The 13,555-nt window shown below is 66.9% G+C and carries 13 protein-coding genes; 4 read left to right on the forward strand and 9 right to left on the reverse strand.

What is annotated here, in order from left to right; all coding sequences use genetic code 11:
• Positions 1–120 precede the first annotated feature (120 nt).
• Positions 121–600, reverse strand: coding sequence for a DUF2501 domain-containing protein (locus LGM56_RS31030; protein WP_089440193.1), 480 nt, complete (start codon positions 598–600; stop codon positions 121–123).
• 284 nt (positions 601–884) lie between these two features.
• Between LGM56_RS31030 and LGM56_RS31035 the strand changes: the two genes are divergently transcribed.
• Together LGM56_RS31035 and LGM56_RS31040 are read left to right on the forward strand one after the other, a co-directional pair.
• Positions 885–1,433, forward strand: coding sequence for a hypothetical protein (locus LGM56_RS31035; RefSeq protein ID WP_226207672.1), 549 nt, complete (start codon positions 885–887; stop codon positions 1,431–1,433).
• An 85-nt stretch (positions 1,434–1,518) separates the two neighbouring features.
• Positions 1,519–2,094, forward strand: coding sequence for a polysaccharide deacetylase family protein (locus LGM56_RS31040; protein ID WP_226207673.1), 576 nt, complete (start codon positions 1,519–1,521; stop codon positions 2,092–2,094).
• Positions 2,095–2,106: 12 nt separating this feature from the next.
• Here LGM56_RS31040 and LGM56_RS31045 read toward each other — a convergent pair whose 3' ends face one another.
• Complete coding sequence (locus LGM56_RS31045; RefSeq protein WP_226207674.1) at positions 2,107–3,072, reverse strand: phosphotransferase; 966 nt, start codon at positions 3,070–3,072, stop codon at positions 2,107–2,109.
• 25 nt (positions 3,073–3,097) lie between these two features.
• Between LGM56_RS31045 and LGM56_RS31050 the strand changes: the two genes are divergently transcribed.
• Positions 3,098–3,787: a cephalosporin hydroxylase family protein gene (locus LGM56_RS31050; protein WP_226207675.1), complete on the forward strand. Its 690-nt coding sequence runs from the start codon at positions 3,098–3,100 to the stop codon at positions 3,785–3,787.
• Here LGM56_RS31050 and LGM56_RS31055 read toward each other — a convergent pair.
• The 6 genes from LGM56_RS31055 to LGM56_RS31080 form a co-directional block, all read right to left on the reverse strand.
• Positions 3,744–4,952, reverse strand: coding sequence for a glycosyltransferase (locus LGM56_RS31055; protein WP_226207676.1), 1,209 nt, complete (start codon positions 4,950–4,952; stop codon positions 3,744–3,746). The two genes, LGM56_RS31050 and LGM56_RS31055, sit on opposite strands and share 44 nt — an antisense overlap.
• A gap of 7 nt (positions 4,953–4,959) precedes the next feature.
• Positions 4,960–6,021, reverse strand: a complete 1,062-nt coding sequence (locus LGM56_RS31060; RefSeq protein ID WP_226207677.1) for an asparagine synthase-related protein — start codon at positions 6,019–6,021, stop codon at positions 4,960–4,962.
• Positions 6,018–6,875 carry a 4Fe-4S cluster-binding domain-containing protein gene (locus LGM56_RS31065; protein ID WP_319000784.1) on the reverse strand — a complete coding sequence of 286 codons (858 nt, stop codon included), beginning with the start codon at positions 6,873–6,875 and terminating at the stop codon, positions 6,018–6,020. Before LGM56_RS31065 ends, LGM56_RS31060 begins: the two co-directional genes overlap by 4 nt.
• A 22-nt stretch (positions 6,876–6,897) precedes the next feature.
• On the reverse strand, positions 6,898–7,890 hold the full coding sequence (locus LGM56_RS31070; protein WP_226207679.1) for a phosphotransferase enzyme family protein: 993 nt from the start codon (positions 7,888–7,890) through the stop codon (positions 6,898–6,900).
• Positions 7,891–8,640 (reverse strand): FkbM family methyltransferase, encoded by a 750-nt coding sequence (locus LGM56_RS31075; RefSeq protein WP_226207680.1) that lies wholly within the window; start codon positions 8,638–8,640, stop codon positions 7,891–7,893.
• Positions 8,641–8,879: 239 nt separating this feature from the next.
• Entirely contained in the window at positions 8,880–10,472 is a 1,593-nt protein-coding gene (locus LGM56_RS31080; RefSeq protein WP_069248073.1) for an ABC-F family ATPase, read from the reverse strand.
• A 171-nt stretch (positions 10,473–10,643) separates the two neighbouring features.
• Here LGM56_RS31080 and LGM56_RS31085 point away from each other — a divergent pair, with 171 nt between their 5' ends.
• The gene (locus LGM56_RS31085; RefSeq protein WP_089494962.1) at positions 10,644–11,096 is read left to right on the forward strand and encodes a lipocalin-like domain-containing protein; all 453 of its coding nucleotides are present in this window, start codon (positions 10,644–10,646) and stop codon (positions 11,094–11,096) included.
• A gap of 12 nt (positions 11,097–11,108) precedes the next feature.
• Here LGM56_RS31085 and LGM56_RS31090 read toward each other — a convergent pair whose 3' ends face one another.
• Positions 11,109–13,406: an AsmA family protein gene (locus tag LGM56_RS31090; RefSeq protein WP_226207681.1), complete on the reverse strand. Its 2,298-nt coding sequence runs from the start codon at positions 13,404–13,406 to the stop codon at positions 11,109–11,111.
• Between the last annotated feature and the right edge of the window lie 149 nt (positions 13,407–13,555).

Raw genomic sequence — 13,555 nt, forward strand, 5'->3', positions numbered from 1 at the left:
CGGGCGTCGGCATCGCGCGGCCGCCCGCCTTCTCCTCGATGACGTGCGCGGGGCGGCCGGAATGGCCTGCGGAAGCGGTACGCATGGCACCGCCCTCTGCACCGCCCCGCGACGAATCGCTTACAGCAGTGACTTCGCCTGCGTCAGCACCTTGTCGCAGATCTGCTTGGTCACCTGCTGCTTCAGGCCGCCGCCGCTCAGGTCGAGCTTGCTGCCGTTGCCGGCATCGAGGACCCCGCTCGCGCCGCTGGTATAGCCGCTGTCGGACGATGCGTTGCCGCCGAGCTTGCCGATCAGCGCGTCCTTCACCGACGACGCACCGCCGGACGCCCCGCCGAGATAGTTGTTCTGGATGCAGAACTGCAACAGGCCAGCGACGTTCCCGGTGCTGCCCGGCGTCAGCGACGCACCGCCCCCGCCCGTCAATGCACCGCCGAGGCCGCCGAGATTGCCGAGCGCACCGCCCGCGCTGCCGCCTGAGTCGCCACCGCCGCCGACCTGCTTCAGGACATCGCCCAGCTGCGCATGCGCCACCGAAAACGGTGCGAGCAATCCGATCAGCGCGCCGGCAACGGTCGCGCGGTATAGACGTGCATTCATGTGAAGCCTCCCGGTTGTGATGGCATGAGTACCGCGAATCGAATCCAAGGATACTCAATCGAACCGTGCATGACAGCCTTCGAAGGCGGCCTGAAACGTCAGGCATCGTGATATCGCCGCAATTTGACAAAGCTTGACGGCGCACCGTGTGCGGAACGTCGGTTTGACGCAGGCTCGCGATCGCTGTGCCGGGTCGCCGGCGCACGTGAAGCGTCATAGAATCGTCGGGCCGGCCGTTCGGACCCTCCGGCCCGATCCCCATCCCGAACCTGAAGGATGCTCGCGTGATGCTTGCCCATCGACTTCTGCTGATCGCCGGCGCGTCGGCCGCGCTGCTTTGCGGTTCCGGCACCGCCCGCGCGGCGACGGCGACGGCCGCCGCCGCATGCCCGTCGCCTTCGTTCGACCGCTATCCGGCACTCGCGGCGAGCGCGCCACGCAAGCCGGCTGCGGCACCCCGCCTGACCACGAGAGAAACCCGCCTCTACCGCACCGTCATTCGCGACGAATTCACGCAACCGGCCAATTTTGCCGGCCACTACCGGGTCGCGATCTGGGGTTGCGGAACGGATTGCCGGAATTTCGCGATCGTCGACAAGTACACGGGCGCGACGTACACGATGCCCGGCGTGCAGGCCATCGCAGGCGTGATGGGCAACGACGAGGAGCGCGTCGATTTCCGTCCCGACAGCAGGCTGATGATCGTCGCGGGTTGCTTCAACGACGAATGCGACGACAACAGCGCGAAGGCCGCCCGGTTCTTCTACGAGTGGACCGGCACGCAGTTGCGTCGGATCGGCACCTGTCCGCTGGCGATCGAGCCGCTCCAGTAGCTGGCCGATGAGCGCGCCGGCCGCCACTCGCCGCGACTTGCGCTATCGTTGCTCCGGTATAACTTGAACGGCGCCCCCACCCGCAATGTCCATTCGCCTCAGTTTCGACGACGGGCCCGGTCCCTCGACACCCTTCTTGCTCGATGTTCTACATGCCGCGTCCTGCCAGGCGACCTTCTTCCTGCTCGGCCAGAATCTCGCAGGTGCACTCGACGTCGCGGCAAGAATGGCGAGCGAAGGCCACCTTCTCGGCAATCACACGCATTCGCACGCGAGGCCGGGCGCGCTGACAGACGACGCGCTAATCGACGAAATCGACGCAACCGACGCGCTGATCCGTGAAGCCTATCGTCGAGCCGGCGTTCCGGCGCCAGCCACGATTCCATTGCGCCTGCCTTACGGCCTGATGCCGGAGGACAGTCGCGCCGGCGTGCTGGCGCGGCTGCAGCGCGAACACACGGGCTGGACCGCGATACTGGACGACTGGCAGCGGCCGGCGCCGTCGCCGCAGGCGCTGTTCGACGCGATGTGCGCGCACGTCGACGCCAGCGCGGCACGGCAACATGACGTGCTGTTCTGCATGCACGACGGATCGCGGCGCGGCGAGGCGCGGCCCCATACGGTCGAAGCGGTGCGCCTGTTCCTGAATCGGCCGCGCTGACGAAGCAGCCGGTTAACGTCCCGGCGCCGCACCCTCCAGCAACTGCCACCAGCCGCCGAGAAAACCGATGCCCGGCCCCGGCGTCCACAGCCCGCGCTGTGCAGCTTCGAGATGAATCAGCGTCTGGTCCGCGCAGAACAGGGCCATCAGCGCATCGCGTCGGTCGTGCATCCAGTCCGGCACGTCATCGCGCCGCGTCGCCGCATAGGCTCGCAGGCCGGCGTCCCAGCGCCGTGCATCGAATACGAAGCGGTCGTCCCTGCCCGCATCGCGCGACAGCGCGAACAGCGCAAAAGCCGCTTCGAGCCACTGCGCGCCCTGCCCGACATCGTCGAAATCGAGCACGCCGTTCACCGCGTGCCCCACGTACAGCAAATTGCCCGCGTGATAGTCGCCGTGCAACCAATGCACCGTCCCCGTCAGCCAGCGGGCAGCACCGTCGAGATGCGCGCCGATCCGACGCATCGTCGTCTCGTAGTGGCCGCTCAAGCCACCCGGCAACGACGGCGCGGCACGCGCCGCTACACGTGCGTGGCGTGCCGACAGCCAGGCCAGCGGCGCCGATTCGGTCACGGGCATCACCGCCATCGCCGCATGCAGATGCGCGAGTGCACGCATCGCATCGATCGCGCCCGCCTCCGCATCGTCCGGCAGGCCGGGGCGGCCGTCGATATGCTCGAACAGATGCAGCCAGCTTCCATCAGGCAGTTGCACACCGGACTGGGCGTCCACGGTCGGCCGCAGCTTCGGCAGCACAGGCAGCGTCGGCGCCGTACGCGAGCGGCCGAGATGGCCGAGCATCGCCGCCTCGCGATGCACCTGCTCGATCGCCTTGCCGGGCCACGACACGCGCAGCACCGCGCGCCCCGCATCGCACTCGACGAGATACGTTTTGTTAGTATGGCCCGACGCCAGCGCCTGCAGGTGCGCCGGCCCGATGTTCCAGTACCGGTGAAGCCACGGTTCCAGCGTTTTCACGTCACTCCTACTCGTTGCATTGACCATGTCAGAGCGTCCCTCGGCCCGCATGCGGGACATCAATATCGAATGGCTGACGCGCGCTGCCGAATTCGACCATCTGTTCCAGACGCGCTGGCTCGGCGAGCGCTTCTTCCACCTGCCCGGCGACATGCTCGCGCTCCAGGAGCTGATCTGGCGCGAGCGTCCCGACTGCATCGTGCAGACCGGGATCGCGGCGGGCGGCGGCGTCGTATTCTCCGCGTCGATGCTGGAGCTCGCTGGCTTCAGCGGCCGCGTCGTCGCGATCGAACCGCGCCTGCGCGACGAGGTCAGGCAGCGCCTCCAATCGCACAGGCTCGCCCATCGGATGACGCTGATCGAAGGCGAATCATGCGCGGCCGACACGCTCGCATCGGTGCGTGCGCACATCGATGACGGCGCACGCGTGATGGCGATCCTCGATCTCACGCACACCCACACGCACGTGCTGCGCGAGCTCGAATGCTATGCGCCGCTCGTGACGCCCGGCAGTTACGCGATCGTGATGGACACCATCATGGAGTACCTGCCCGCGTCGATGTTCGACGGCAAGCCGTACGGCAAAGGCAACAACCCGGCCACCGCCGCGCATGAATTCCTCGCTCGCGACAAGCGCTTCGAGGTCGACTACGACATCGAGGACCGCGTCCTCATGACGCTGTCGCCCGGCGGCTTCCTGAAGCGAGTGCGCTGATCAGGCGCGCCGCCTCGGCAGAACCGTCGCACGACGCGTAGCTCGCGCGGATCCGCGCCGCCTGCTCGCGCAACGTCCCGGGCCGCAACAGGCGCTCGAGCGCAGCTGCGATGTCCGCCACGCCGGCCTGCTGCAGATCCAGCACGCACCCCGCGCCGGCCTGCTCGACGAAGTGCGCCGAATGGAACTGGTCATTGCAGAACGGCGACAGCAGCATCGGCACGCCGCACGCAAGCGACTCCATCACCGAATTCGCGCCGCCGTGACTGACGAACGCGTGCGTGCGCTGCAACAGCGCCAGTTGCGGCACGTAACGCACCGCGATCACACGCTCGTCGTCGGCCGGCAGCAGATCCGAATCGACCAGTTCGCCCACCGACAGCACCAGTTGCGCCGACGTCGCGCGCGTCGCCTCGATGACCTTCGCAAACACGTCGGGATGGTAGTAAAGCTGGCTGCCGAGCGACATGTAGACCAACGGACGATCCGCATCGACGCGATCCCACGGAAACGGCGTCTCGTCGCCGCGCGGGCCGGACGGCATTGCCGGGCCGACCAGCTCGACACCCGGCGGCGGCGCACCGACCAGCGCGTCGGTCGTGAACGCGAGCGTCAGGTGCGGCGAAAGGATGTCGCAACCGCGAAAGCGCGCATCGAGCCCGTAGCGCGCGAACAGCCGCGTGCGTTCCGGCGTGAGCCAGCGCACCGTGCGCAACAGTTCCGAATCGAGATCGTCCGGCAGCACCGGATTCAGCGAATTCGACATCGAGACCCACGGCAGCCCTTCCACCTCCGCTGCGATCGCCGCCGCATAGAGCAGCGGATCGATCACGACCACATCGGGCCGCCAGTCGCGCAGCACCGTGCGGATACCGTCCACCTGTGCGGGCGCGAGATCGATCAGCAGCGTGCGGATCCAGTGCCGCAGCCAGTCCGCGTCGCGGATGTTCGCGGCGAAGCTCGCGCCGCGCGACAGGTCGTGGCGCTCGGGCGTCTCGCGCGGCCCGACGAATTCGAAGCCGCCGGCACCGTCGAGCTGTGCGCTGAGATCGGCCGGCGCATAGAACGCGACGTCGCACCCGGCGGTACGCAGATGCTGGGCCGGGCCGATACACGGATTGACGTGCCCCTTTTCGGGCACCACGCAGAACAGGATGCGTTTCATGAACGATTCAGGTTGGGCGATGCGCGGCATCGAGGTGGTCGAAATGATCGAGGATCAGCGACAGCGTCGTCCACAGCACGCGTTCGGTATCCGCCTGCAGCGTGGGTGCGGCCAGGCCGAGCGTGTCGGCCAGTGCGTGTGTGCGGTCGCGATCGAGCAGCGCCGCGAGATCCATTGCCGGGGCGAGCCGCCCGCGCTTCGGGCCGTGCACGAGACGGTCCGGCAGGTTCAGGCGCGCACCCAGGTCGCGCAGGCATTGCTTGTCCGGGTCGGGCGCGATGCTCGTCAGATGCGCGACGACGGCAGCGTCGACGAACGGCGGATGCAGATCGACCGACGCCGCATCGAACAATGCATGGCATAGCGGCAGATAGTTGGCCGAATGGTCGCGTCGCAGCACCTGATCCGCGCCGTCGCCGGTGATGGCCACCTCGACGCCATCCCCGGCCATCGCCTCGGCGAGCAGCAGCTTCGCGACCGGATGCAGGTTGAACATCGGCTCCTCGACCGCATGCGTCGTTCTCGGCAGCGCCGCGACGAAATCGGCCTCGTTCGCGCGCACGATCTTCACGTTCGCCTGCATCTGCGCGGCCAGTTCAAGTGCGGCATCGCGCTCGCAATAGTCGGGCATGTCGGTCACGAGGACGTAGGACGTCACGTGCCGCTGTGCGCCGAGTTCGCGCAGCAACGCGAGCAGCAGCGCCGAATCGAGCCCGCCGCTCAGCGCCAGCGCAACGCGCTTGCCGCTGTCGAGCGCGCGCTGCAGCGATGCGCGCAGCACGGTTTCCAGATCGGCGTGATGCGGCTGCCCGGGTGCCGGCTGCACGGTCAGCCCTTGCGGCGAACGGATCAGCGCATGGCCGGGCGGCACCGCGCGCACGTCGCGCAACACGGTGCGGCCTACCAGCCGCTCGCCGCTCAGGTAACCGGCGATGGCCGCCGCGTCCGGCTCGCCGGCCGGTTGCCCCGACGCGTGCAGGACGGCCCGGATGCCGGACGCCGCCGCACCGCTGCGCGGATGGTAGTGAAGCCGGTCGAAGCCGAACCGGTCGCGCGTGCCGACGATCATGGATAACGCGCCTTCAAGGCGTCCACTTCAATACGTTTGAGGATGCGATGCGGCGCCACCGGCGCGCTGCCGCCCTGGCAATGCAGGCACGCTTCGAGCGGCGTCTCGCGTTGCAGATAGGCGAGCATCGCGTCGAGCATGCCAGCGTCATCGCGCAGCGGCAGGCCATCGGACTGAAAATCCTTCTCGCCCTGGTAGAGCGTATGGAAATGCGCGGGACGCGTGCACGTGTAGAACATGCCGTCGCGAATCATATGGCAGCGCTCGCGGATCCAGCAATCGTGATAAAGGCGCTGCGCTGCGTCACGATCGGTGCTGGGCTGCGCGCGGTTCATCGTCGTGAACACGTTCTGCACCTTCCAGTTCAGGCGCACGTCGAAGCGCGCGGCCTGGCGCTCGATGTGCGCGACCAGGTCGGGCGACAGCGACGGCTTCGGATAGCGCGAGATCGTCAGTGCGTCCACCGCCTGCCAGAACGCGTCGCTCATCTCGCCGAGCTTCAGGCCGTTCGTCGTGACGGAGATCACGGGCGCGATGCCCGTGGCGCGCACGCGCTGGACGAGTTCGACGAGTGCCGGATGCAGCAGCGGCTCGCCGCCGACCAGCTTGAACATGCGCGGGCGCAGCACCTTCGCCGCGCGGCGCAGATCGGCTTCGATCGATTCGGGGCTCGCATACCACTCGGGCAGCAGCGGCGACAGCGAGCAGCATTCGGCGCAGGTCAGGTTGCAGTGATCGACGATGTGCGCTTCCAGCGAGCGCGTCAGCACGCGCCCGTCTTCGACGCGGTAATCGCGATCCAGCGGCGGCGGAAACACATGCTGCCGCTCGGTGGGCGGCGTCGGCTTCGACATCCGGTTCAAATTCGCATTCACTTCAGCGTCCTGTTTCCACACAACGGGAAAAGAAATCGACCAGACGGTCGCGCGCATCCACCATCGCGGCGGCCATCGTCACCGCGCCGTTCAGATGCGATGCAAAGCGCGACGGATCGTCGAGCCAGCCTTGCACGATCCAGAGCTTGAGCGCGTGCTGCAAGCACGCGGCATCGACCGCCCACGCAATGCGCGCGGGATCGACCGGCCGCGTCCGCCGATAAGCCAGCACGAACGCTTCCGCCCGATGCGGCGCCTCCAGCGGCAGATGATTCAGGCAACGCACCAGCTCGTATTCGCGCGGCGCGCCGATCGACGCTTCCCAGTCGAGGATGAGCGGCGGCAGCGTGCCCGTGAACAGATAGTTGAACTGGTTGTAGTCGTTGTGGATCGGGTGCTGCGGATCGTCGGCGGGAAACGCGTCGATGCTGCCCGGATAGTAGCGGTCGAGCATGCGCAGCGCGAGATCGACGTAGCGGCGCAGGTTGTCGGCGGCGTGGTTCGAGCGTGCGCGATCGAGTGCGTCGTGCAGGCTGCGGCGCACCGCGTCCGCATCGATCGCGGTCAGGCGTGCGCGGATCGTGTCGAGTTGCGGCAAATGAAGCTGCTCGAGACTCAGATGCAACGCGGCCAGGCTCGCGCCGAGCGCATCCCATTCGGCCGGCGAAAACGTGTCGTAGGTTCTGAACTGCCCGGCTTCCCAGTGCGTCAGCATCGCGTGCGAGCCTTGTCCCGTCCACAGCGGCTCGCCGGACGTCGTGCGTTTCAGCGCCTGCACATGGAAACGCGCATCGCGATGCGTCTCGAAGTGCGCGAGCACGGCGGCCTCCTTGGCCGCACGCGCATGATGTTCGAGCGCGTAGAGCTTGACCGCGACGCCGCCGTCATCGGTCGGCAGGTGCCATACGCGTTCGCCGACCTGGCGCGGCGGCCCCATGCGGCCCAACGCGTAGGCCTCGCGGATCTCGTCGAAGGTCGCGGCGAGCGAGTCCATTCAGATGTGCTCGGCCGGCCCGTATCGATACGGATGACCGCTCAGGAACGTGTTGTGACCGACGTAGCGCACCTTGTACATCGCCGGGCGGAACAGCACCGAAGGGTCGTTGTTCGCGATGCCGAGCAGCGGATACAGGTTCTGCCGCACGAAGAACGCGTTGTTGCCCATGTCGTCGCAGCAGACGAGTTCATAGCCCTTCTGCCTGCCGAGATGGACGAGCGATTCGAGACTCGCGCCGTAATACGTCGAGCCGTCCCATTCGTGGTCCGGGTTGAAGCACATGACCCAGCGCTCGGGCGGCGTGTAGTACGGGTTGTATTCGATCACGACGATACGCGGCTGGAACGCTTGCAGGCCGCGCCAGACCCAGTAGTCGTTGCCGTCGATGTCGATCGACAGCAGGTCGAAGTCGGTTGGCGTGTTCGCATCGGCGAGCAACGTATCGATCGTGTCGGGCTGTACGCGGTCGTGGCGCAAGCGAACGCGGTCCACACCCGCGTAGTGGGCGGCCAGCTTGCCGAAGCGGTACGCACTCCCTTCCACCAGCACGCCGGACCAATCCCGTTCGCGCAGCAGCCGCGCGGTGTTGCTGTTGCGCAGCCCGTCGCTCGCGCCGATATCGACGCAGAAGCGGTTGGTCGGCGCGATCCGCTCCATCAGGCGCGACAAGATGCCTTCCTCGGTGCCCTGTGCATAGAGGCTTGGCGCAAGGCCGGATAAATCGAGCGGGAGAGGATGGTCCTGCATCGAGGGCGGCTCCGGGTCGGAATTGAGGGTGGTATCCGGAGCGTAATTTACCCGAAGTCGATTGCGAGGAGGAAACGGGAATGTGCGCCCCCGCGCTTCACCGGCACGGAAATGAAAAAGCCCGCATCGACAATACTGTCGATGCGGGCCCGATGCGCTTCTCGCGGCTTCGCGTTGCTATGCGCTCCAGCTTCGTACCACGGCCAGACCGCAACACATGAACGGAAGCGTCAGGACACTTACTCCTGCCCCTGACTCGTCAGGAACTCCTCGTAATTGCCGCCGAAGTCGAACAGCGTGCCGTCCGTACGCACTTCGATGATCCGGTTCGCCAGCCCGCTCACGAACTCGCGGTCGTGCGACACGAAAATCAGCGTGCCTTCGAACTGCTCGAGCGCGATCTGCAGCGACTCGATCGACTCCATGTCCATGTGGTTGGTCGGCTCGTCCATCAGCAGCACGTTGTGGCGGCCGAGCATCAGCTTGCCCCAGATCATGCGGCCCTTCTCGCCGCCCGACAGCACCTTCACCGACTTCTTGATGTCGTCCGACGTGAACAGCAGGCGGCCCAGCGTGCCGCGCACCATCGTTTCGTCGTCGCCGTCCTTGCGGTACTGGTCGATCCAGTCCATCAGCGTGATGTCGTTCGGGAACTCCTCGTACGTGTCCTGCGGCATGTAGCCGACGTTCGCGTTCTCGGACCACTTCACCGTGCCGTGCTCGAGCTCGAGCGCGCCGAGCAGCGAACGCAGCAGCGTCGTCTTGCCCGCGCCGTTCTCGCCGATGATCGCGATCCGCTCGCCCGGCTGCACCGACAGGTTGAAGTTCTGGAAGATCGTGCGCTCGTACTTCTTCGTGATCTCTTCAGCGACCACCGCGACGTTGTGCAGCTTCTTCTCGAACTCGAAACGGATGAACGGGTTCTGGCGCGACGACGGCTTGAATTCCTCGATCTTGATCTTGTCGATCTGCTTCGCACGGCTGGTCGCCTGACGGGCCTTCGACTTGTTCGCCGAGAAGCGGCGCACGAAGTCCTGCAGTTCCGCGACACGCTCCTTCGCACGCGTGTTCGCCGCGGCCTGGCGCTCGCGCGCCTGTGCCGACGCGAGCATGTAGTCGTCGTAGTTGCCCGGCCAGACCTTCAGCGTGCCGAAGTCCATGTCGGCCATGTGCGTGCACACCGAGTTCAGGAAGTGACGATCGTGCGAGATGATGATCATCGTCGAGTTGTACTCGTTGAGCGTTTGCTCGAGCCAACGAATCGAGTTGATGTCGAGGTTGTTGGTCGGTTCGTCGAGCAGCAGCACGTCCGGCTTCGAGAACAGCGCCTGCGCGAGCAGCACGCGCAGCTTCCAGCCCGGCGCGACGTCGCTCATCGTGCCGTTGTGGAATTTCTCCTCGATGCCGATGCCGAGCAGCAGCGCGCCCGCGCGCGCCTCGGCGTCGTAGCCGCCGTATTCGGCGAACTTGCCTTCGAGCTCGGCGGCGTGCATGTAGTCGTCGTCGGTGGCTTCCGGGTTCGCGTAGATCGCGTCACGCTCGGTCATGGCGGCCCACATTTCGGTGTGGCCCATCATCACGACGTCGAGCACGCGCACGTCTTCGTACGCGAACTGGTCCTGGCGCAGCTTGCCGAGACGCACGTTCGGCTCCAGCGCGACGTTGCCGGCGCTCGGCTCGAGGTCGCCGCCGAGGATCTTCATGAACGTCGACTTGCCACAGCCGTTCGCGCCGATCAGACCATAGCGGTTGCCCTCGCCGAATTTGACCGAGATATTCTCGAACAAGGGCTTCGGCCCGAATTGCATCGTGATGTTGGCAGTAGAAAGCACGGCAGGTCCCGTTAAAGGATAAATCGACGGAAAACCGTGTATTTTAGCAGGTGTCGGAGAAACTGCCGACCACGCCGTTCCGGCAGCGCATTTCCGGCCTCCCCGGCCTGGCGCCCGACGGCCCGCCAACACGACGGCACGCGCCCCACCGCCGCCTTACCGGAATCCCGCATGCTTGCCAGCCAGCTTCGCGAACAACTCGTCGGCGCATGGCGCCTCGTATCCTACGAAGTCCGGCCGCGCGACGGCAGCGCGGTCACCTATCCGCTCGGCCGCGACGCGCGCGGCTGGATCCTGTACACGCCGGACGGCTACATGTCCGCCCAGCTGATGGCCGCCGGCCGGCCGCCCTACGCGGACGGCGACCTGCAGGGCGGCACCGCCGACGAGCGCGCGGCGGCCGCCGGCGGCTACATCGCGTATTCCGGCCCCTTTCAGGTCGCCGACGACGGCACGCTGACCCACGAAATGGACGTCAGCCTGTTCCCGAACTGGATCGGCAACGTCCAGCAGCGCGCCGTCAGGCTCGACGGCGATCGCCTGCAGCTCGGCACGGCCGCCCCGGTACGGATCGACGGCCGGGAAGTCGATGCCGTGCTGCTCTGGGTGCGCGCGGGCCGCTGACGCGCACGCGCGTCACTTGCCGGCCTTCGCCGCTGCCCGCTGGGCCGCCTTCGCGTTCATCTGACCGAACAGCTCCGAACACGGCACGTCGCGGTTGTTGCTCGGCGCGATCAGCGGAATCAGGGCCGCGAACGGGTTGATCAGCCCGAGGCCGACCATCGCGCCGGCGCGCAGCGCGAGCGCGCCCGCATCGACGCCGACGTTCGGGTTCTTGAACGTGCCCTTCGCATACAGCGGCGAGCGCAGCGAGAAGATCCGGAAGCCCTTCGTGTGCGGGTGGATCTTCAGGTTCAGCGTTTCGTCGCGCAGGCTGATCGGGCCGTCGACGTTGATCAGCGCGTCGTCCGTATCGAGCGCGAACACCTTCGGGTCGAGAATGCCGTTGGTCGCGACGAAGTCGATCGCCGCGCAATTGATCTTCACGTCGTTGTTGCCGAACAGCTTCTCGTAGACGACGTTCGCGACGTTCAGCCCCGCCGCTTCCATCAGCAGGCGGCTGATGCGGCCGTCGGTCACGAGCGCCTTCACCTCGCCGGTCGACGTCGCGGCCAGCGCGGCCGGCGAGTTGCCGGTCGCCGACAGCGACGCATCGCCGTTGATCTCGCCGAGCGCCGACTGCATGACCTTCTGCGCCGGGAACAACTGCTTGAGCTTCAGGTGCCGCGCCGCCACCGTGAAGCGCCCCTTCAGCGGCGCGCCGCTGCCGTCGAGATGCGCGGTCGTGGCGAGCGTGCCGCCCGCGACGCCGAACTGCAGCGGCTCGAGCGACAGCACGCCGTCCGTCATCACGATGTGCGTGTACAGGTTGGTGATCGGCAGGTCCGAACTCTTGATCAGCTTGCGCCCCGTGAACTTGACGTCGGCGTCGAGCGCACGCCAGCGGTCGGTGCGGAACGTCTCGACCGGCAGCACGCGGCCCGACGGCTGCTTCGTCGTGTCGCCGCGCTTGGCCTTGCTCGCGGCCGTATCCGCGCCGATCACCGGCGCGAGGTCGGAGAACTGCAGCAGGTTCGACACGAGCTCGCCCGACAGCTTCGGCCGCGGCTCGCGCTGCTCGTAGACCAGCGTGCCGCCGAGATCGCTGCCGCCGACGCGGCCGTTGAAGTGCTCGTAACGGAACGTGCTGGCCTTGCGCTTGAAGTTGCCGATCAGTCGCCCTTCGGTCGCGTAAGGCGGCGTATCGGGCAGCGTGATGCCGGTCAGCTGGTAAAGGTGCGACATCGACGTGCCCTGCAGCCACAGTCGCAGGTCGATGGCCGCGAGATGCATCGGGTCGGTCAGCGTGCCGACGATCGCAAGCCGCGTGTCGCCGGCCTTCACGTCGGCCTGCAACGGGAACGGCCGCGACGCGTCCTGGATCGCGAGCACGCCGCCGAGCTTGCCGGTGCCGCTGATCGGCACGTTCTTGTAGCGGCCGTCGACCTTCAGCCCGAACGCATAGGTCGGGCCGGACGGCTTCGCGGGCGCTGCGACGCTGCTTGCGCCGCTTGCACCCGACGCGGCAGCAGCAACCGATGCCGAAGCGATGGACGAAGCAGCCGAAGCCGACACCACGGCAGCCCCGGCCGAAGCACCGGTGGCCGACGCCGCACTCGCAGCCTGCGCGGCGGAAGCACTCGACGCGGCCTCCGCGTTGGCCTTCGCGCTCAGTTGCGCGGCGCCATGCTTGCCGACCCGCTGCGCCGATGCCGCGCGCGATGTCTGCTCCTGCTCCTTCAGCACGTCGCCGAGCGGAATCGGCTGCCCGAGCGTATCGATCGCGATGGTCAGGTCGGCCTTCGTGATCGCGTCGCGGTACGTGACGGTGCCCTTCGCGAAGCCGAAGCTGTCGAGCCGCACCTTCCACGGCGACGGCTGCGACGATTGCTTGAACTGGAAGGTCCACGTGTTGCGGCCGTCGGCGAGCCGCTCGAGGTCGACGGCCGGATTCACGACGTCGATCGACGGGATCACGATTTCATGCGCGAGCAGCGGCAGGATCGCGAGATCGAAGTGCGCGGCGTCGAGCGTGACGAACTTGGGCATCTTCGCCCAGTCGGGGTTGCCGATCTCGAGCTGCGTGGCCGTGAAGCTCGGCCAGGGCACCCAGGCGCGCCAGCCGGTTTCGCCGTCGGGGCGGCGCCAACCGACCTTCAGGTCGCCGTTGATCGCGAACGGGCGGCCGAGCGCGGCCGTGACCTGCTCGTTGACCCACGGCTTCGCGCGGTTCCAGTCGAAGATAAAGAGAAAGACGCCGGCCGCCGCGATGAGCACCGCGACGATACCGACGATCCATGCAGCCGATTTGCCGATGGCTCGGGCTAGCGTCATGGCGGTTCCGTTGTTGTTCTGAAATGTTGCCGCACCATGCCGGGCCGCTTGCGTGGACGAACGGCGCACGACACCGGCGGCTTTTCAATCGGTATTATGACGCACGCCATGGTGACGTTTCGGCGCCATTAACGCTTTTTTTCATTTGT

The organism is Burkholderia sp. AU38729, assembly GCF_020419725.1.
Classification (GTDB): Bacteria; Pseudomonadota; Gammaproteobacteria; order Burkholderiales; family Burkholderiaceae; genus Burkholderia.

Excerpts from the sequence above, each read along its gene's own strand:
- LGM56_RS31040 (WP_226207673.1), top strand. The coding sequence starts at position 1,519 with ATGTCCATTCGCCTCAGTTTCGACGACGGGCCCGGTCCCTCGACACCC.
- LGM56_RS31090 (WP_226207681.1), bottom strand. The coding sequence starts at position 13,406 with ATGACGCTAGCCCGAGCCATCGGCAAATCGGCTGCATGGATCGTCGGT.
- LGM56_RS31075 (WP_226207680.1), bottom strand. The coding sequence starts at position 8,640 with ATGCAGGACCATCCTCTCCCGCTCGATTTATCCGGCCTTGCGCCAAGC.
- LGM56_RS31085 (WP_089494962.1), top strand. The coding sequence starts at position 10,644 with ATGCTTGCCAGCCAGCTTCGCGAACAACTCGTCGGCGCATGGCGCCTC.
- LGM56_RS31050 (WP_226207675.1), top strand. The coding sequence starts at position 3,098 with ATGTCAGAGCGTCCCTCGGCCCGCATGCGGGACATCAATATCGAATGG.
- LGM56_RS31030 (WP_089440193.1), bottom strand. The coding sequence starts at position 600 with ATGAATGCACGTCTATACCGCGCGACCGTTGCCGGCGCGCTGATCGGA.
- LGM56_RS31060 (WP_226207677.1), bottom strand. The coding sequence starts at position 6,021 with ATGATCGTCGGCACGCGCGACCGGTTCGGCTTCGACCGGCTTCACTAC.
- LGM56_RS31070 (WP_226207679.1), bottom strand. The coding sequence starts at position 7,890 with ATGGACTCGCTCGCCGCGACCTTCGACGAGATCCGCGAGGCCTACGCG.
- LGM56_RS31055 (WP_226207676.1), bottom strand. The coding sequence starts at position 4,952 with ATGAAACGCATCCTGTTCTGCGTGGTGCCCGAAAAGGGGCACGTCAAT.
- LGM56_RS31065 (WP_319000784.1), bottom strand. The coding sequence starts at position 6,875 with ATGTCGAAGCCGACGCCGCCCACCGAGCGGCAGCATGTGTTTCCGCCG.